This window comes from Mycobacterium colombiense, assembly GCF_001953985.1.
In the GTDB taxonomy this organism is placed as follows: domain Bacteria; phylum Actinomycetota; class Actinomycetes; order Mycobacteriales; family Mycobacteriaceae; genus Mycobacterium; species Mycobacterium colombiense_B.
Window position 1 is genome coordinate 170,920 of sequence record NZ_MBEI01000066.1, and the last position, 19,978, is coordinate 190,897.

A 19,978-nucleotide genomic window follows, 5' to 3' on the forward strand; every position below is an offset into this window, starting at 1 on the left:
CGGGGTACGGGGCGGGTGGCGGTGGAGACTTGGGGGAGTCGATGGAGAGGGAAGATCGGGCACTTCCGCTAACGCGCGGGCAGCTTGACATTTGGTTGTCCCAAGAAGCCGGATTCGCCGGCACGCAATGGCAGCTCGGTCTCCTGGTCAAAATCGACGGCATCGTCCATCGTGATGCGCTCGAACAGGCGATTACCCAGGCGGTCGCCGAGGCCGAGCCGGGCAGGGTCTCCTTCTTCGAAGTCGACGGCCAGGTCGTGCAGAAGCCGGTCGACTACCCGCTCGTCGAGCTGACGTTCGACGACCTGAGGAGCGCCGCCGACCCGGTGCAGGAAGCCCGCGAACGGGCTTCGTCCATTCAGCGCACGCCAATGGCGTTGAACGGCCAGCTGTTCAAATTCGTGCTTTTTCAAACGGGGCACGAGGAATTCTATTTGTTTGGGTGCTGCCACCACATCGCCATCGACGGTCTGGGCATGGCCCTTGTTTGCCGACGGGTTGCAACCATTTACTCCGCGATGGTGGCCGGAAAGCCGATTCCCGACGCCTACTTCGGTTCGACGCAGGACTTGGTGGACCTGGAGTCGGGGTACGAAGCCTCCGAGGACTACGCCGAAGACAAGGCCTATTGGAGCGAGCACCTGCCGCCGGAGAGCGGACCGGTTGATCGCCTGCCCGACGCCGCCGGCGAGCGCGACCATTACTCGCCCTCCGCGTCCGTGCAGTTGGACCCCTCGGTTGCCAACCGGATCAAGGAGCTGTCGAAAAAGCTTGCCATCCGCCGTTTTTCGGTCACCACCGCCGCGTGCGCCCTGCTGGTGCGCGGCTGGTCCGGTAGCGGCTCGGAGGTGGCGCTCGACTTCCCGGTCAGCCGGCGGGTGAGTCCGGAGTCGAAAACGCTTCCCGCGATGCTCGCCGGCGTCGTGCCGCTGGTCCTGGCGACGGAGCCGCAATCGACCGTCGCCGATTTCTGCAAGCACGTCGACATCCGGATCCGTGAACTCCTGCACCACCAGCGCTTTCCGGTGCACACCCTCGAGGGCGACGGGCTGCGGCAAGCGCCGAATCGCGTCGGGATCAACTTCATTCCGTCCCGGCTGACGCTGGACCTCGCCGGCGCTCCGGCGACCGCGTCGTACACGAACCACGGCCCGGTCGGGCACTTCGGCCTGTTCTTCCTCGGCGCCGGTGACCAGCTGCACCTCAGCACCGCGGGCCCGGGCCAGCCGTTCGCCAGCTTCGGCGTCGCCGACCTGGCGGGCCGGTTGCAGCAGATCCTTGAAGAGATGACCGCTGACCCGGAGCGGCCGCTGTCGTCGATCGAACTTCTGACCCCCGACGAGCCCGCCCTCCTGGACGAGTGGAGCAACCGGCCGGCACTGCACGAGCCCGTGCCCGCCCCCGTGTCGATTCCCCAGGCGTTCGCCGAGCACGTGCAGAGCACGCCCGACGCGGTCGCGGTGACATTCGACGGCCGCTCCATGACATACGCGGAACTCGACGAGGCCTCCAACCGGTTGGGCCATCTGCTCGCCGACCGCGGGGTCGGCCCGGGGGACTGCGTGGCGGTGCTGTTCCCCAGGTGCGCCGACGCCATCGTTTCGATGATGGCGGTGCTCAAGACCGGGGCGGCGTACGTGCCGATCGATCCGGCGCACGCGTCGTCGCGGATGGATTTCGTGCTCGAAGACGCGGCACCCAGTGCGGTGATCACCACCGCGGAGCTGCGCTCTCGGCTGGACGACCACGACGTCCTCGTCATCGATGTGCACGACCCGGTCATCGACAGCCAGCCCAACACCGCCCTGCCGCTGCCGGCTCCCGAGAACACCGCGTACATCATCTACACCTCCGGAACCACCGGAACCCCCAAAGGCGTTGCGATTCCTCAATTCAACGTCGTGTGGCTGATGGAGTCGCTCGACGCCGGTCTGCCCGAGGGGAACGTGTGGACGCAATGCCACTCCTCGGCCTTCGACTTCTCGGTCTGGGAGATCTTCGGCGCCCTGCTGCGCGGTAGGCGGCTGCTGGTCGTGCCCGAATCTGTCGCGTCCTCGCCGGCGGATCTGCACGACCTGCTGGTCGCGGAGAAAGTCAGCGTGCTGACCCAGACCCCGTCGGCGGTGGCGATGCTGCCGCCCGACGGCCTGGAGGACACGGTGCTGGTGGTGGCCGGCGAGGCCTGCCCGACCGACGTCGTCGATCGGTGGGCGGCGCCCGGGCGCGTGATGCTCGACGCCTACGGTCCGACCGAGACCACGGTGTGTGCGTCGATTAGCACGCCGCTGGTGCCCGGATCACCGGTGGTGCCGATCGGCTCCCCGATAGCCGGCGCGGCGATGTTCGTGCTGGACAAGTGGCTGCAGCCGGTGCCCGCCGGAGTGGTCGGCGAGTTGTACCTGGCGGGTCGCGGCGTCGGGCACGGCTATGTGCGCCGGCCCGGCCTGACCGCATCGCGGTTCGTGGCCAACCCCTTTGGCGGCCCGGGCGCGCGGATGTATCGCACCGGAGACCTGGTGTGCTGGGGCCCCGACGGCCAGCTGCAGTACCTGGGTCGCGCCGACGAGCAGGTCAAGATCCGCGGCTACCGCATCGAACTCGGCGAAATCCAGGCCGTGCTGGCCGGGCTCGACGGAGTGGACCAGGCCGCGGTGATCGCCCGCGAGGACCGCCCCGGCGACAAGCGTCTCGTCGGCTACATCACCGGAACCGCCGACCCCGCGGTGCTACGCGCGGCGCTGGCCGACAAGCTTCCGCCGTACATGGTCCCCACCGCGGTGATGGTGCTGGACACCCTGCCGTTGACCGGTAACGGCAAGCTCGACAAGCGCGCCCTGCCCTCGCCCGAATACGCCGCGAGCGAGTATCGGGCCCCGGCCGACGCGATCGAGGAGATCCTGGCCGACATCTACGCCCAGGTGCTGGGGGTCGAGCGCGTCGGCGTCGACGACTCCTTCTTCGACCTCGGCGGCGACAGCATCCTGTCGATGCAGGTGGTGTCGCGGGCGCGCAACGCGGGCGTAATCTGCCGTCCCCGAGACATTTTCGTGGAGCAGACGGTCGCTCGCCTGGCGCGGGTGTCCGAGGTGGCGGCCGACGGTGAGTTCGGTGCCGCCGACGAGGGGATCGGGCCGGTGGTGGCCACCCCGATCATGCGCTGGCTGCAGACCATCGACGGCCCGATCGACGAGTTCAACCAGACCATGGTGCTGGCGGCTCCCGCCGGCGTGAGTGAAGCCGACGTGGCGGCGGTGCTGCAGGCGCTGCTGGATCGCCATCCCATGCTGCGGCTGCGCGTGCTGGACGACGGCGCCGGCGGCTGGTCGCTCGAGGCGCCCGAGGCGGGCTCGGTGCAGGCCGGCGACTGCCTGCGCGTGGTCGACACGTTGTCCGATGCGGCGCTGATCGAGGCCCGCGGCGGGCTCAATGTGGCCGACGGGGCGCTGGTGAGCGCGGTATGGGCAAGTGCGACAAGCCAATTGGCGTTGGTCATTCACCACCTTGCGGTCGACGGCGTCTCGTGGCGGACCCTGATCGAAGACCTCAACATCGCTTGGGCCCAGCTTCACAACGCCCAGCCAGTGGCCTTGCCGGTGCCCGGAACGTCTTTTGCCCGTTGGTCTTCGCTGCTCGCCGACTACGCGCAGAGCCCGGAGGTGACCGCGCAGGCCGACGCGTGGCGGCAGGTGGCGGCGACCCCGGCGGCACTGCCGGCGGTGCAGGCCGAGGACACCTACGCGACCGCCGGGCAGTTGACGGCGTCGCTGGATGTCGACACCACCCGGCTGCTGCTGGGTGAGGTGCCCGCTGCGTTTCACGCTGGGGTGCAAGACATTCTGCTGATCGCGTTCGGGCTGGCGTTCACCGAATTCTTGGGTGAAGCCACCCCGATCGGCATCGACATCGAAGGACACGGCCGCCACGAAGAGGTGGTGTCGCGCGTGGACCTGTCGCGCACGGTGGGCTGGTTCACCACCAAATACCCTGCGGCACTGAAGATCAACGGCACACTGACCTGGTCGCAGGTGGTCGCCGGTGAGGCCGCGCTGGGTGCGGTGATCAAGGACGCCAAGGAACAACTGCGCGCCCTGCCCGACGGTCTGACCTACGGGCTGTTGCGCTACCTGAACACCGAAGTCGACCTCGACGGTCCCGACCCGGTGATCGGGTTCAACTACCTGGGCCGGTTGGCCGCGGGAGCCGATCTCTCCGAGGATCTGTGGCGCGTCAGCGAGGACAGCCTCTCGTCGGCCGCCGTGGCCACCGCGGTGGCAATGCCCTTGGCGCACACCGTGGAACTCAACGCCGGCACCATGGACACCGAGGCCGGGCCGAACCTGCACGCCAACTGGCGGTGGGCGCCGTCGGCGCTGACCGACGAGCAGGTAAACCGGTTGAGCCAGTTGTGGTTTGAGGCGCTGGCCGGGATCTGCGCGCACGTGCGCGCCGGCGGCGGCGGGTTGACCCCGTCCGACATCGCCCCCGCCCGCCTGGACCAGCAGCAGATCGACGAGCTGTGCAAGCAGCACCAGATCGCCGACGTGCTGCCGCTCAGCCCCGTCCAGCAGGGGCTGCTGTTCCACAGCAGCTTCGTGCAGGAACTGGAAGACCTCTATGCCGTGCAGCTCGGCATCACGGTGAGCGGTTCCCTTGACCCGCAACGGCTTCGCGACGCGGTGCAGACCGTCGTCAACCGCCACCCCAACCTGGCGGCCCGGTTCATCGACGAATTCGGCGAGCCGGTGCAGATCATTCCGGCCGAGCCGGTGATGGCGTGGAACTACGTCGAGCTGACGGGTGGTGACGTCGACGAACAGGTCGAGCAGCTGTCCGCGGCCGAGCGCACCGCCGTCTGTGATCTGGCCGGCCAGCCCGCGTTCCGGGCCGCGTTGATCCGCACCGCACCCGACCGGCACCGGTTCCTGCTCACCATTCACCACATCGTCATCGACGGCTGGTCGCTGCCGGTCCTGATGCGCGAGGTGTTCGCGGGCTACTACGGCGAGCGGCTGCCCGCGCCCCCGTCGTACCGCAGCTACCTGATGTGGCTGGCCGCTCAGGATCGAGCCGGCGCCCAAGCGGCCTGGGGCGAGGCGCTCGACGGATTCGAAGCGCCCACGCTGGTGGCGCCGCCCGGCAAGATCGGCCGGCGCGCCGTTGCCACCTATACGGTTTCGGCCGACACGACCCGAGCCCTGAGCGAATTGGCGCGTGCCAGCCGCACCACCGTCAGCACCGTGCTGCAGGGTGCGTGGGCGCAGCTGCTGACGTGGCTGACCGGCCAGCACGACGTGGCCTTCGGCACCGCGGTGTCGGGCCGGCCCACCGAACTGCCCGGCGCGGACGCCATGGTCGGTTTGTTGATCAACACCGTTCCGGTGCGGGCCGACATCGCCGCCGCGACCACCGTCGCCGACCTGCTCGAGCAGCTGCAACGCGTCCACGCCGAGACTCTCGAGCATGAACACTTGGCGCTCAACGAGATTCACCGCGTCACCGGCCACGACCAACTGTTCGACACGCTCTTCTTGTACGAGAACTACCCGATCGATGCCGGAGCGTTGCTGGGCGTCCAGGAGTTGGCCGTCACCGAATTCAGCAGCCGCGAATTCAACCACTACCCGCTTTCCGTGGTGGCCACGCCGGGACACGAACTGAGCCTGCGCGTCGAGTACGACACCGAGGTGTTCGAGGCGTCCGCCGTCGAAAGGCTGATCGAGCGGTTGCGCCAGGTGATGGCGATGATGACCGCCGATCCCGCACAACGACTTTCGTCGATCGATCTGCTCGACGCCGCCGAGCACGAGCGGCTCGACGAGTGGGGCAACCGGGCGATGCTGGCGCGCCGGCCGCGGGGGCAGGCGTCGATTCCGGCGTTGTTCGCCGCGCAGGTGGCCCGCGCCGCTGACGCGGTGGCGATCACCTGCGGCGAGCGGTCGTGGACCTACCGCGAGGTCGACGAGTCGGCAAACCAGTTGGCGCACTTGCTCACGGAGCAGGGCGCCGGCCCCGGGCAGCGGGTGGCAGTGGTGATCCCGCGGTCCGCCGAAGCGGTGATGGCGATCTTCGCCGTGCTCAAGACCGGGGCGGCCTACGTGCCGATCGACCCGAGCGTGCCGGAGGCCCGGTTACAGTTCGTGCTCGGTGACTCCGCACCGGTCGCGGCGGTGACCACCGCCGAGGTGCGCTCCCGGCTGGACGGGTTCGACGGCCTGATCGTCGACATCGACGACCCCGCCGTGCGCACCCAACCGACGACGGCCCTGCCGGTGCCGGCTCCGGAAAACATCGCGTACATCATCTACACCTCGGGCACCACGGGCACGCCCAAAGGCGTGGCGATCCCGCACGGCAACGTGACGTTGTTGCTGGAGACACTTGATGCTCAACTCGGGTTGGGCCAAGTGTGGACCCAATGTCACTCGCTGGCGTTTGACTTCTCGGTATGGGAGGTCTTCGGGTCACTGCTGTACGGCGGACGTCTGGTGGTGGTGCCGGATGCGGTGGTGCGCTCGGCTGAAGACCTGCATGCGTTGTTGGTGCGCGAGCAGGTCAGCGTCCTGAGTCAGACGCCGTCGGCGTTCTACGCATTGCAGAGCGCCGATGCGTTGGCGCCCGAATTGGGTGAGCAGCTGAAGTTGCAGACGGTGGTCTTCGGTGGTGAGGCGCTGGAGCCGCACCGGTTGTCGACGTGGCTGCACCGCCACCCTGGCCTGCCCCGCATGATCAATATGTATGGCATCACCGAGACCACGGTGCACGCCTCGTTCCGGGAGATCATCGACGGAGACATCGACAGCAACGTCAGTCCCATCGGGGTCCCGCTGGCCAACCTCGCTTTCTTCGTGCTCGACGGCTGGCTGCGCCAGGTGCCCGTCGGCGTGGTCGGCGAGTTGTACGTCGCCGGGGGCGGGCTGGCCACCGGCTATGTCGGCCGCCCGGGCCTGTCGTCCACCCGATTCGTGGCCTGCCCGTACGGGGCGCCGGGTGCGCGGATGTACCGCACCGGCGACCTGGTCCGCTGGGGCGCCGACGGGCAGCTGCAGTACCTGGGCCGCGCCGACGAACAGGTCAAGATCCGCGGGTACCGCATCGAACTCGGCGAAATCCAGGCCGCCCTCGCCTCGCTGTCCGGGGTCGAGCATGCGGCGGTGATTGCCCGCGAGGATCGGCCCGGCGACAAGCGCCTGGTCGGCTACGTGACCGGAACCGCCGACCCGGCCGAGGTTCGCGCCCAGCTCGGCGAGCGGTTGCCGAGCTACATGGTGCCCTCGGCGGTGGTGGTGCTCGACGCGCTGCCGTTGACGGTCAACGGCAAGCTGGACACCCGCGCGCTGCCGGCGCCGGAATACTCCGACGCCGACCGCTACCGCGCGCCGGTGAGCGCGATCGAGGAGATCCTGGCCGGCATCTACGCCCAGGTCCTGGGTGTCGAGCGGGTCGGTGTCGACGACTCCTTCTTCGACCTCGGCGGCGACAGCATCCTGTCGATGCAGGTGGTGGCGCGCGCCCGGGCGGCCGGAGTGGTGTGCCGCCCGCGCGACGTCTTCGTCGAGCAGACGGTGGCCAAGCTGGCGCGAGTCGCCACGGTGGCCAGCGGCGACGACGACGTGGTCGACGAGGGGCTGGGGGCCGTGGTGGCCACCCCGATCATGCGCTGGCTGCAGAACATGGACGGCCCGGTCGAGCAGTTCAACCAGACCATGGTGCTGGCGGCGCCGGCTGAGGTCACGTTCGACGACGTGCCGGTGGTGGTGCAGGCGCTGCTGGATCGGCACGCGATGTTGCGGATGCGCGTCGAGGACGACGGCGTCGGCGGCTGGTCGCTCGACGTGCCCGAGGCGGGCTCGGTGCAGGCCGGCGACTGCGTGGAGTCGGTCGACGTGTTGTCCGAAGCGGCGCTGGTCGACGCGCGCTCGCGGCTGAACCTGGCCGACGGTGTGCTGCTGCGTGCCGTATGGGCAAGTGCGACAAACCAATTGGCGCTGATCATTCACCACCTGGCCGTCGACGGGGTGTCCTGGCGGACCCTGATCGAGGACCTCAACATCGCCTGGGCGCAGCACCACAGCGGCCAGCCGGTGGCGCTGCCGGTGGGCGGCACCTCGTTCGCGCGGTGGTCGTCGCTGCTGGATGAATACGCGCGCCGGCCCGAGGTGGTCGAGCGGCTGGAGGAGTGGCGGCAGGTGGCCGCCGTCCCGGCGGTGCTGCCGCAGGCGCAGCCCGAGGACACCTATGTGACGGCCGGACAGCTCTCGGCGTCGTTGGACGTCGAGACGACCCGGCTGCTGCTGGGCGAGGTGCCCGCGGCGTTCCACGCCGGGGTGCAAGACATCCTGCTGATCGCGTTCGGCTTGGCCTGGACCCAATTCGTGGGCACCGGCGCGCCGATCGCCATCGACGTGGAGGGCCACGGACGCAACGAAGAGCTGGGCCCGCAGGTGGACTTGTCCCGTACGGTCGGTTGGTTCACCGCGAAGTACCCGGTGTCGTTGCGGATCGGTGGACTGTCCTGGGGGCAGGTGATCGGCGGTGACGCGGCCCTGGGCGGGCTGATCAAGGACGCCAAGGAACAGCTGCGCGCGTTGCCCGACGGCTTGACCTACGGGCTGCTGCGCTACCTGAATCCCGAAGCGGCATTGGATGATTCGGATCCGGTCATCGGATTCAACTACCTGGGTCGACTCGGTGGCGGGGCCGCCGAACTGTCGGCCGATCTGTGGCAGCTGGATCCGGACAGCTTCGCGCTGGCCGGTGCGGCCGGCGCGGTGGCGCTGCCGTTGCCGCACACGGTGGAGCTCAACGCCGGCACCATGGACACCGCGGACGGCCCGCACCTGCAGGCCAACTGGACGTGGGCGCTCTCGGCGCTGGACGAGAAGCAGATCAGCCGGCTCAGCGAACTGTGGTTCGACGTCCTGGCCGGCATCTGCGCGCACGTGCGCAACGGCGGCGGCGGCTTGACCCCGTCCGACATCGCGCCCGCCCGCCTCAGCCAGCGGGACCTCGACGAACTGCAGCAGCAGTACCAGATCGCGGACGTGCTGCCGCTGACGCCGTTGCAGCAGGGACTGTTGTTCCACACCGGCACCGCCCAGGGCGGCGAGGACCTCTATGCGGTGCAACTCGACATCTCCGTGACGGGCGCCGTCGATCCGGAGCGGCTGCGCGAGGCGGTGCACACCGTCATCACCCGCCACCCCAACGTGGTGGCCAGCTTCTCCGAGGACTTCGGGGAGCCGGTGCAGGTCATGACGACCGATCCGGTGCTGGCCTGGCAGTACGTCGAACTGGACACCGACGGTGACATCGCGGAGCAGGTCGAGCGGTTGTCCACCGCCGAACGCATCGCCGTGTGCGATCTGGCCGGGCAGCCGCCGTTCCGGGGCGCTCTGATCCGCACGGCGGAGAACACCTACCGGTTCGTGCTGACCAACCACCACATCGTGCTCGACGGCTGGTCCAAGCCGGTCCTGCTGCAAGAGATCTTCGCCAGCTACTTCGGGGTGCGGCTGCCCGCGCCGGTGCCGTACCGCAGCTTCATCACCTGGCTGTCCGAGCAGGATCGTGCCGCGGCTCAGGCGGCCTGGCGCGAGGTGCTCGAGGGTTTCGACACCCCGACGCTGGTGGGCCCGTCGGGGCGCATGGCCCTCGGTCCGCGCGGTGTTGCGGAGTTCCACGTGTCCGCGGAGACCAGCCGTTTGCTGGGCGAATTGGCCCGCTCATGCCGCACCACCGTCAGCACGGTGCTACAGGCAGCCTGGGCGCAACTGCTGATGTGGCTCACCGGACAGCACGATGTGGTGTTTGGCACAGCGGTTTCGGGCCGTCCGACCGAATTGGCCGGATCCGAGGCCATGGTTGGCCTTTTGATCAATACCGTCCCGGTGCGCGCGACTATCGGCGCCGAAACCACCATCGCCGACCTGCTTGACCAGCTGCAACGCACCTACACGAACACCCTGGACCACCAGCATTTAGCACTGAACGATATCCATCGTGTAACGGGACATGACCAAATTTTCGACACAATGTTCGTGTACGAGAACTATCCCATCGATACTGCCGCGCTATCGGCCGTGGACGAGTTAACTATTACTGGATTCACGAATCGGGAATACAACCACTACCCGCTTTCGGTGCAAGCCGTGCCAGGCCACGAAATAGGCCTTCGCGTCGAGTTCGATACAGACGTTTTTGGCGAGGCGAGGATCGACAAGCTCGTAGAGCGGTTTAAGCGGGTGCTGGAAGCCATGACCGTGGACTTGGAGGAACAGTCATGACCGTCGGTGCGGGACGGCGCTTGTTGTCGATCGATCTGCTGGATGGCGGCGAGCACGATCGACTCGACGAGTGGGGCAACCGGGCGGTACTGACCAAGCCGGTCAAGGCTCCGTTGTCGATCCCGGAGATGTTCGCCATCCAGGTGGCGAAGGCTCCGCAGTCGGTGGCGCTGACCTTCGGCGACCGTTCTCTGACCTATCGCGAGCTCGATCAGGCCGCGAACCGGCTGGCGCACCTGTTGGCCGAGCAGGGCGCGCGCCCGGGCGAATGCGTTGCGCTGCTGTTCTCCCGCTCGGCCGAGGCGATCGTCTCGATTCTTGCGGTGCTGAAGACCGGCGCGGCCTACCTGCCGATCGACCCGGCGCTGCCGTCGGCGCGGATGGAATTCATGCTCGGCGATGCCACGCCGATCGCGGTGGTCACCACGGCCAGCCTGCGCACCCGGCTGGACGGGTTCGACCTGCCCGTCATCGACGTCGACGAAGCCGCGGCGGACGGCCAGCCCAGCAGTGCGCTGGCGGGGCCGGCGCCGGAGGACATCGCGTACATGATCTACACCTCGGGCACCACGGGGACGCCCAAGGGCGTCGCGGTCACGCACCGCAACGTGACCGAGTTCCTGCGCACGTTGCACGCCGATCTGCCGACCGGGCCGGGGAAGGTCTGGTCGCAGTGGCATTCGCTCGTCTTCGACGTCTCCGTCTGGGAGATCTGGGGCGCGCTGCTGCACGGCGGACGCCTGGTGGTCGTTCCCGAGTCCGTCGCGGGCTCGCCCGACGAACTGCACGCCCTGCTGGTCGCCGAGAAGGTCAACGTCCTGAGCCAGACCCCGTCCGCGGTGGGCATGCTCTCGCCGGAGGGCCTGGACTCCACGGCCCTGGTGGTCGCGGGTGAGGCCTGCCCGGCCGAGGTGGTCGACCGGTGGGCGCCCGGACGCGTGATGATCAACGCCTACGGCCCGACCGAGGCCACCGTGTACGCGGCGATGAGCACGCCGCTGGCGGCCGAGTCGGGTGCTCCGCCGATCGGGTCGCCGGTTCCCGGCGCGGCGTTGTTCGTCCTGGACAAGTGGTTGCGGCCCGCGCCGGAAGGCGTGGTCGGTGAGTTGTATGTGGCCGGCCGTGGCGTCGCCACCGGCTATGCGCGCCGGTCCGGACTGACGGCGTCGCGCTTCGTGGCCTGCCCGTTCGGTGGGCCGGGTGCGCGGATGTACCGCACCGGTGACCTGGTCCGCTGGGGCGCCGACGGGCAGCTGCAGTACCTGGGCCGCGCCGACGAGCAGGTGAAGATCCGTGGGTATCGCATCGAGCTCGGCGAGATCCAGTCGGCCCTCTCCTCGCTGGACGGCGTCGACCAGGCGGCGGTGATCGCCCGTGAGGATCGCCCCGGCGACAAGCGCCTGGTCGGCTACATCACCGGGACCGCCGACCCGACCGAGCTACGCACCCAGCTGGGCAAGCGGCTGCCGGCCTACATGGTCCCGGCCGCGGTCGTGGTGCTGGAGACCCTGCCGCTGACGGTCAACGGCAAGCTGGACAAGCGCGCCCTGCCCGCCCCCGAGTACCACAAGCGCGGCGGCCAATACCGCGCCCCCGGCAACCACACCGAGGAGATCCTGGCCGGCATCTACGCCCAGGTGCTCGGCGTGGAGCGGGTCGGCGTGGACGACTCGTTCTTCGACCTCGGTGGGGACAGCATCCTGTCGATGCAGGTGGTGGCCCGGGCCCGCGCGGCCGGGGTGATGTGCCGCCCGCGCGACGTGTTCGTCGAGCAGACGGTCGCCCGGCTGGCCCGGGTGGCCACCGACGCCGACGACGAGGACGCCGTGGTCGACGAGGGGATCGGGCCGGTGCTGGCCACCCCGATCATGCGTTGGCTGCAAACCGTGCAGGGCCCGATCGACGACTTCAACCAGACCATGGTGCTGGCCGCCCCCGCGGGCGTCACCTCGGAGGACGTCCTGGTGGTGCTGCAGGCCCTGCTGGACCGCCACCCCATGCTGCGGCTGCGCGTGGAGGACGACGGCAACGGCGGGTGGTCGCTGCAGGCGCCCGAACCGGGCACCGTGCAGGCCGCCGACTGCCTGCAGTCGGTCGAGCAGCTGTCCGACGCGACGCTGGTGGCTGCGCGGTCACGGCTGAACCCGGGCGCCGGAGTGATGGTGAGCGCCGTCTGGGCAAGCGAGACAAGCCAATTGGCGTTGATCATCCACCACGTCGCCGTCGACGGCGTGTCGTGGCGGACCTTGATCGAGGACCTCAACATCGCCTGGGCGCAGCACCACAGCGGCCAGCCGGTGGCGCTGCCTGCGGGCGGCACCTCGTTCGCCCGCTGGTCCTCGCTGCTGGCCGAGCACGCACAGAGCCCGGCGGTGGTCGAGCAGGCCGACGCCTGGCGCGAGGTGGTCGCGACCCCGGCCGTGCTGCCGGCGGTGCGCCCCGAGGAGGACACCTACCAGACCGCCGAGCAGTTGTCGGTGTCGCTGGACGTCGAGACCACCCGGCTGCTGCTGGGCGAGGTGCCCGCGGCGTTCCATGCCGGGGTGCAGGACATTCTGCTGATCGCGTTCGGGATGGCCTGGACGGAGTTCCTCGGCAGCGGAAGGCCGATCGGCATCGACGTCGAGGGCCACGGTCGTCACGAAGAGCTCGGCCCGCACGTCGACCTGTCCCGCACCGTCGGCTGGTTCACCACCAAGTACCCGGTGTCGCTGAAGGTCGATGGCCTGGACTGGGCGAACGTGGTCGCCGGCGACGACGCGCTGGGCGCGGCGATCAAGGCCACCAAGGAGCAGCTGCGCGCCCTGCCGGACGGGTTGACCTACGGCCTGCTGCGCTACCTGAACCCCGACATCGACTTGGGTGGATCCGACCCCGTGATCGGGTTCAACTACCTGGGGCGGCTGGGTGCGGCCGCCGACCTGCCCGGTGAGCTGTGGCGGCTGAGCCCCGACAGCCTGTCGCTGAGCGGCGCGGCCGCGGCGGTGGCGATGCCGCTGATGCACACCGTCGACCTCAACGCCGGCACCATGGACACCGAGGAAGGCCCCCACCTGCACGCCAACTGGACGTGGGCGGCCTCCGCGATGGACCGCGAGCAGATCAGCCGGCTCAGCCAGCTGTGGTTCGAGGCGCTGACCGGCATCTGCGCCCACGTGCAGGGCGGTGGCGGCGGGTTGACCCCGTCGGACATCGCGCCCGCGCGCCTGAACCAGCCGCAGATCGACGAGCTGAGCAAGCAGCACCAGATCGCCGACATCCTGCCGCTGACCCCGCTGCAGCAGGGGCTGCTGTTCCACGCCAGCTTCGCGCAGGACCCGGGCGACGATGTCTATGCGGTGCAGCTCGGCATCACCGTGACCGGTGAGCTGGACTCGCACCGGCTGCACGACGCCGTGCACACCGTGGTCAACCGCCACCCCAACCTGGCGGCCCGGTTCTGCCCTCAGTTCGGTGAGCCCGTCCAGGTCATCCCGGCCGACCCGGTCATGGCCTGGCGGTACATCCAGCTGGAAGCCGAGGATCTCGATCCCGAGCAGCGGGTCGAGGAGCTGTGCGCCGCCGAGCGCGCCGCGGTGAGCGACCTGGCCAACCGTCCGGCGTTCCGGGCCGCGCTGATCCGCACCGCGGACAAGAGGTACCGGTTCGTCCTGACCAACCACCACATCGTGATGGATGGCTGGTCGCTGCCCATCCTGCTGCGCGAGATCCTCGCCAACTACTACGGCGACCAGTTGCCCGCGCCGGCGACCTACCGCAGCTACCTGACGTGGCTGGCCGGACAGGACCGCACCGCCGCGCAAGCTGCGTGGCGCCAGGTCCTCGACGGGTTCGACACGCCCACCCTGGTGGGCCCGGCGGGCCGGATGCGGCTCGGCCGGCGGGCCGTGGAGTCCTACCGGCTGTCCGCGGAGACCACTCTCGCCCTGGGCGAGCTGGCCCGCTCGTGCCACACCACCGTCAACACCGTGCTGCAGGCCGCCTGGGCGCAGCTGCTGATGCGCCTGACCGGCCAGCATGACGTCGCCTTCGGTACCGCGGTGTCGGGCCGGCCGGCCGACCTGATCGGCGCCGAGTCCATGGTGGGTCTGCTGATCAACACCGTGCCGGTGCGGGCCAGCATCACCTCCGAGACCACCGTCGCCGACGTGCTCGATCAGCTGCAGCAGCACCACAACGACACCCTCGAGCACGAGCACCTGGCGCTGAGCGACATCCACCACGTGACCGGTCACGACGCGCTGTTCGACACCTTGTTCCTGTACGAGAACTACCCGATCGACACCAGCGTGCCGTTGGGCTTCCACGAGTTGGCCATCACCGATGTCACCAACCGGGAGTACAACCACTACCCGCTGTCGGTGATGGCGCTTCCGGGCCGCGAGCTGGGCCTGCGCGTCGAATTCGACACCGAGGTGTTCGACTCGGCCGGCATCGAGAAGCTGACCGAGCGGTTCCAGCGGGTGCTGTCGGAGATGACGGTCGACCCGGCCCGACGGCTGATGTCGCTGGACGTCGTCGACGAGCACGAGCACGCGTGGCTCGACGAGCGCGGCAACCGCGCGGTGTTGAACCAGCCGGGGACTGGCAAGTCCATCCCGGCCATGTTCGCCGCGCAGGTGGCCAGCACCCCGGACGCGGCGGCGCTGACCTTCGACGGCCGCACGATGACTTATCGGGAACTCGACGAGGCCGCCAACCGGATGGCGCGCCTGCTGATCGAAGAGGGCGCCGGTCCGGGCGAGCGCGTCGCGCTGCTGTTCTCCCGCTCCGCCGACGCGATCGTCGCGATCCTTGCGGCGCTCAAGACCGGGGCGGCCTACCTGCCGATCGACCCGGCACTGCCGGCCGCGCGGATCGAGTTCCTGCTCGCCGACGCCGAGCCGGTGGCGGTGGTCACCACCGCGGGCCTGCGAGGACGGCTGGACGGCTGCAGCCCGACGGTCATCGACGTCGACGACCCGGCGCTGGCCGACCAGGCCAGCACGGCGCTGCCGATCCCGTCGTCGGACAACATCGCCTACGTCATCTACACCTCGGGAACCACCGGTGTCCCCAAGGGTGTGGCGGTCACCCACGAGAACGTCGCGCAGCTGCTGGAGACGCTGCACGCCGACCTGCCGGAGGCGGGGGTGTGGGCGCAGTGGCACTCACTGGTGTTCGACGTGTCGGTGCACGAGATCTGGGGCGCGCTGCTGCACGGCGGCCGCCTGGTGGTGGTGCCCGAGTCGGTCGCGGCCTCGCCCGACGACCTGCACGCGCTGCTGGTCTCCGAAGGGGTCACCGTGTTGAGCCAGACCCCGTCGGCGGTGGGCATGCTCTCGCCGGAGGGTCTCGAGTCGACGGCGTTGGTGGTGGCCGGTGAGGCCTGCCCGGTCGAGGTTGTCGATCGGTGGGCGCCCGGACGGGTGATGATCAACGCGTACGGCCCGACCGAGGGCACGGTGTACGCGGCGATGAGCGCGCCGCTGCAGAGCGGAACGGGATCGGCGCCGATCGGCTCGCCGGTGCCGCGCGCCGCGCTGTTCGTGCTGGACCGGTGGCTGCGCCCGGCACCCGAGGGTGTCGTCGGCGAGTTGTACATCGCCGGTCATGGTGTGGCCACGGGTTATTCGCGCCGGCCTGGTCTGACGGCGGGCCGCTTCGTCGCCTGCCCGTTCGGCGCCCCGGGTGCGCGGATGTACCGCACGGGCGACCTGGTCCGGTGGGGCCGCGACGGTCAGCTCGAGTACCTGGGGCGGGCCGACGAGCAGGTCAAGCTGCGCGGCTACCGCATCGAGCTCGGCGAAGTGCAGGCGGCCCTCGCCGGACTGGACGGAGTCGAGCAGGCCGCGGTGATCGCCCGCGAGGACCGTCCCGGTGACAAGCGGCTGGTCGGCTACATCACCGGAACCGCCGACCCGGTCGGAATCCGCATCCAGCTGGCTGACCGGCTGCCGGCCTACATGGTGCCGGCCGCGGTGGTGGTATTGGACGCGCTGCCGCTGACGGTCAACGGCAAGCTGGACAAGCGCGCCCTGCCCGCACCGGAGTACCAGAAGCGTGGCGGCGAGTACATCGCGCCGGCCGACCCGACCGAAGAGATCGTCGCCGACATCTTCGCCCGCGTCCTCGGCATGGAGCGGGTGTCGGTCGAGGACTCCTTCTTCGAGCTGGGCGGGGATTCGCTGTCCGCGATGCGGGTGATCGCCGAGATCAACACCGCCGTCGACGGCGCCCTGTCGGTGCGCACCCTGTTCGACTCGCAATCGGTGCGCGCCCTCGCACACCGGATCACCAGCGGTGCCGACACCGAGGGCGCGGCGGGACCCGGCTTCGCGGCGGTGCACGGCGCCGACGCCAAGGAGGTGTTCGCCCGCGACCTCACGCTGGACAAGTTCATCGACGCGACGACGTTGTCGACCGCGCCGACGCTGCCCGGCCCGAGCGCCGAGGTCCGCACGGTCCTGCTGACCGGAGCGACCGGTTTCCTGGGTCGCTACCTGGCACTGGAATGGCTCGAGCAGCTGGAACAGGTCGACGGCAAGCTGATCTGCCTGGTGCGGGCCAGGTCCGACGAGGACGCGTGGCGCCGTCTGGAGAAGACCTTCGACAGCGGTGACCCGGAGCTGCTGCAGCACTTCCAGGAACTGGCCGAAGAGCACCTGCAGGTCGTCGCCGGCGACAAGGGCCAGGCCAACCTCGGCCTGGACGAGGAGACGTGGCAGCGGCTGGCCGACACCGTCGACCTGATCGTCGACTCCGCGGCCGTCGTCAACGGTGTCCTGCCCTACAACGAGCTGTTCACCCCCAACGTCGGGGGCACCGCGGAGCTGATCCGGTTGGCGCTCACCACGAAGAAGAAGCCATACGCGTACGTGTCGACTTCGGACGTGGGCCGCCAGATCGACCCGGCGGAGTTCACCGAGGACGGCGACATCCGGGTCATCAGCGCCCGGCGCGTCATCGACGGCGGCTACGCCAACGGTTACGGCAACAGCAAATGGGCGGGCGAGGTCCTGCTGCGCGAGGCCAACGACCTGTGCGGGCTGCCGGTCTCGGTGTTCCGCTCCGACATGATCCTGGCCGACACCACCTACGCCGGTCAGCTCAACGTGGCGGACATCTTCACCCGGATGATCCTGAGCGTGGTGGCCACCGGCACCGCGCCCAAGTCCTTCTACCAGCTGGACGCCGACGGCAACCGGCAGAACGCGCACTTCGACGGCCTGCCCGTCGAGTTCGTCGCCGAAGCCATCGCGAAACTGGGCGCCCAGGTGATGGACGGGTTCGAGACGTACCACGTGATGAACCCGCACGACGACGGCATCGGGCTCGACGAATACGTCGACTGGCTGATCGAAGCCGGTTACCCGATCGAGCGCGTCGGCGACTTCGGCGAGTGGTTGCAGCGCTTCGAGACCGGCCTGCGCGGCCTGCCGGAACGGCAGCGGCAGAACTCGGTCCTGCAGATGTTGACGTTGCTGCTGCGGGAGCCGAAGAACCTGCAGCCGGCCGAGCCGGCCCGGGGTGCCTTCGCCCCGACGGATCGCTTCCGCGCCGCGGTGCAGGAAGCGAAGGTCGGTTCCGACAATGACATCCCGCATGTCAGCGCGTCGGTGATCGTCAAGTACGTCACCGACTTGCAATTGCTCGGTTTGCTGTAATCCCTTCGAGGAGTCCGAAAGCGGCGTGGTCCATTCGGGCCACGCCGCTTTTGGGTAATGCGCAATTCGTCTTGATGGCCGGCCACTGCCGGCGGGGATCTGGCGACCTATAACTGGGCAATAACGGTCAATGCCGCAATGCGTGGCGACCAATGCCGAAACCCCCCGAACCATGCCATACCGTATGGCCCAGATGAGATCTTAGTCAGTACTAACAGTATGCAGCAGGGCCCAAACGTTGGATTAAGTCTATTGCTTTGGCTAATTCACAGGACATTAAGTTTGAATAACCCTAGACCTACGGGGTGCTCGTCTACTAGCGTCCCAACTGTTGCACTCATGTGGACTACGGGGTCTTCGGAGTGGGTAAGCGTCGACCGTTCGATGGCGGCGCCGGCCGGCTCGGTCGCCTCGGCCAACGACGAGCGGCAACAAAGGATGCGGTCGGTCTTTGCCGACGCTGGGCCCGAATGCCAGGTCAAGCGCCGCAATGCGGACTGCGCCTAGCGCCCGAGCTACCTCGAGCAGAAGCGAACGGCACCATGGCCTGAGCATCTGCGCGAGCGGCTTCACTCAACCGGGGGGTTGAAAGGAACACCCTGTGGTTGGGGAGTCGGATGGAGCTTGACAACCAGGCACTTCCGCTTACGCGCGGGCAGCTCGACATCTGGCTTGCGCAGGAAACGGGTCACTCCGACACCGAGTGGCAGCTTGGCTTGTTCGTGCGGATCAACGGCATGGTCCAGCGCGACGCCCTGCAGTGGGCGATCCGGCAAGCGGTGCACGAGGCGGAACCGACCCGGGTCGCCTTCTTCGAGATCGACGGCCAAGTCGTCCAGCGGCCGATCGATGACCCCAACGTCGAGCTGACGTTCGTCAACCTGAGCGATTCACCCGACCCCGAGCAAGAAGCCCGTCGCAGAGCGCTGGCCATCCAGCGCACACCCATGCCGCTCACCGGGCCGCTATTCAAGTTCGTGCTCTTCCAGACCCGGCGTGACGAGTTCTTCTTCTTCGCGTGCTGCCACCACATCGTGATCGACGGGACCGGCGTCGGGCTGGTCGGCCACCGCATCGCGTCCATCTACTCCGCGATCGCGTCCGCCGGGCCCATCCCGACGGCCGTATTCGGCTCACTGCGGGAGCTGATCGACTGCGAATCGGACTACGAAGCCTCCGCCGAATACCGGGACGACGAGGCCTACTGGAACGCCAACCTGCCCCCGGACAGCGACGCGCAGCACCACACGCCCGACGGCGCGGGGGAGCGTGACCCGTGGCCGTCCGCCCCGGTCGCGCTGGACCCCGCGGTCGTGCGCCGGGTGCATCGGTTCTCCGACGTCTGGGGCGTATCGCAGACGTCGGTCATCACCGCGGCGTGCGCGCTGTTGGTTCGCGGGTGGTGCGCCGAGGGCCCGGAAGTGGTACTCGATTTCCCGGTCAACCGGCGAGTGCGCCCGGAATTGAAGACGCTTCCCGGCATGGTGGCCGGCGTCGTGCCGCTGGTGGTCACCGCCGCACCAGGAGCGACGGTCGCCGAGTTCTGCAAGCATGTCGAGAGTCGAATCGACGAGGCGGTGCAGCACCAGCGATTCCCGGTGCACGCCCTCGAGCGCAAGGTCCGCGGCCTGACAAAGTCGCCCGAACGAGTCAGCGTCAACTTCATCCCGTCTGCGTTCACCCTGCCATTCGGCGGCGTCACGGCCTCGGCGTCGTACACGAACTCCGGTCAGGCCGACGGCTTCGGCCTCATCTTCTCCAGCGACGGTGACGAGCTCTTCCTCAGCACGGCGGGCATGTGGCCGCCCTGGTGCGGCCTCGACGCCCCCGACCTGGCGGCACGTTTGCAGCAGCTCCTGGCGGCGATGACGGCCGACCCCACCCGGCGGCTGAGGTCACTGGATGTGGTCGACGAGGGCGAGCACGCTCGGCTCGACCAGTGGGGCAACCGTTTCGCGCTGTGCCGGTCGGTGGTGCCGGTGTCGGTGGTGGGGTTGTTTGCCGGGCAGGTGGCGCGGGTTCCGGGTGCGGTGGCGCTGAGGTGTGGGG

General features: G+C 68.9%; 3 protein-coding genes. All 3 read left to right on the forward strand.

What is annotated here, in order from left to right; translation table 11 throughout:
• The first annotated feature begins 41 nt into the window (after positions 1 to 41).
• Positions 42 to 10,283 carry a non-ribosomal peptide synthetase gene (locus A5732_RS21625; protein ID WP_076103258.1) on the forward strand — a complete coding sequence of 3,414 codons (10,242 nt, stop codon included), beginning with the start codon at positions 42 to 44 and terminating at the stop codon, positions 10,281 to 10,283.
• Positions 10,280 to 17,929, forward strand: a complete 7,650-nt coding sequence (locus A5732_RS21630; protein ID WP_076103259.1) for a non-ribosomal peptide synthetase — start codon at positions 10,280 to 10,282, stop codon at positions 17,927 to 17,929. The genes A5732_RS21625 and A5732_RS21630 overlap by 4 nt, the downstream gene beginning before the upstream one ends.
• A 617-nt stretch (positions 17,930 to 18,546) precedes the next feature.
• A partial coding sequence (locus A5732_RS21635) for a condensation domain-containing protein (protein WP_253189098.1) occupies positions 18,547 to 19,978 on the forward strand: 1,432 nt, incomplete at its 3' end.

What these genes read in the sequence shown, in the direction of transcription:
- A5732_RS21625 (WP_076103258.1), top strand. Translation starts at nt 42, where the DNA reads ATGGAGAGGGAAGATCGGGCACTTCCGCTAACGCGCGGGCAGCTTGAC.
- A5732_RS21630 (WP_076103259.1), top strand. Translation starts at nt 10,280, where the DNA reads ATGACCGTCGGTGCGGGACGGCGCTTGTTGTCGATCGATCTGCTGGAT.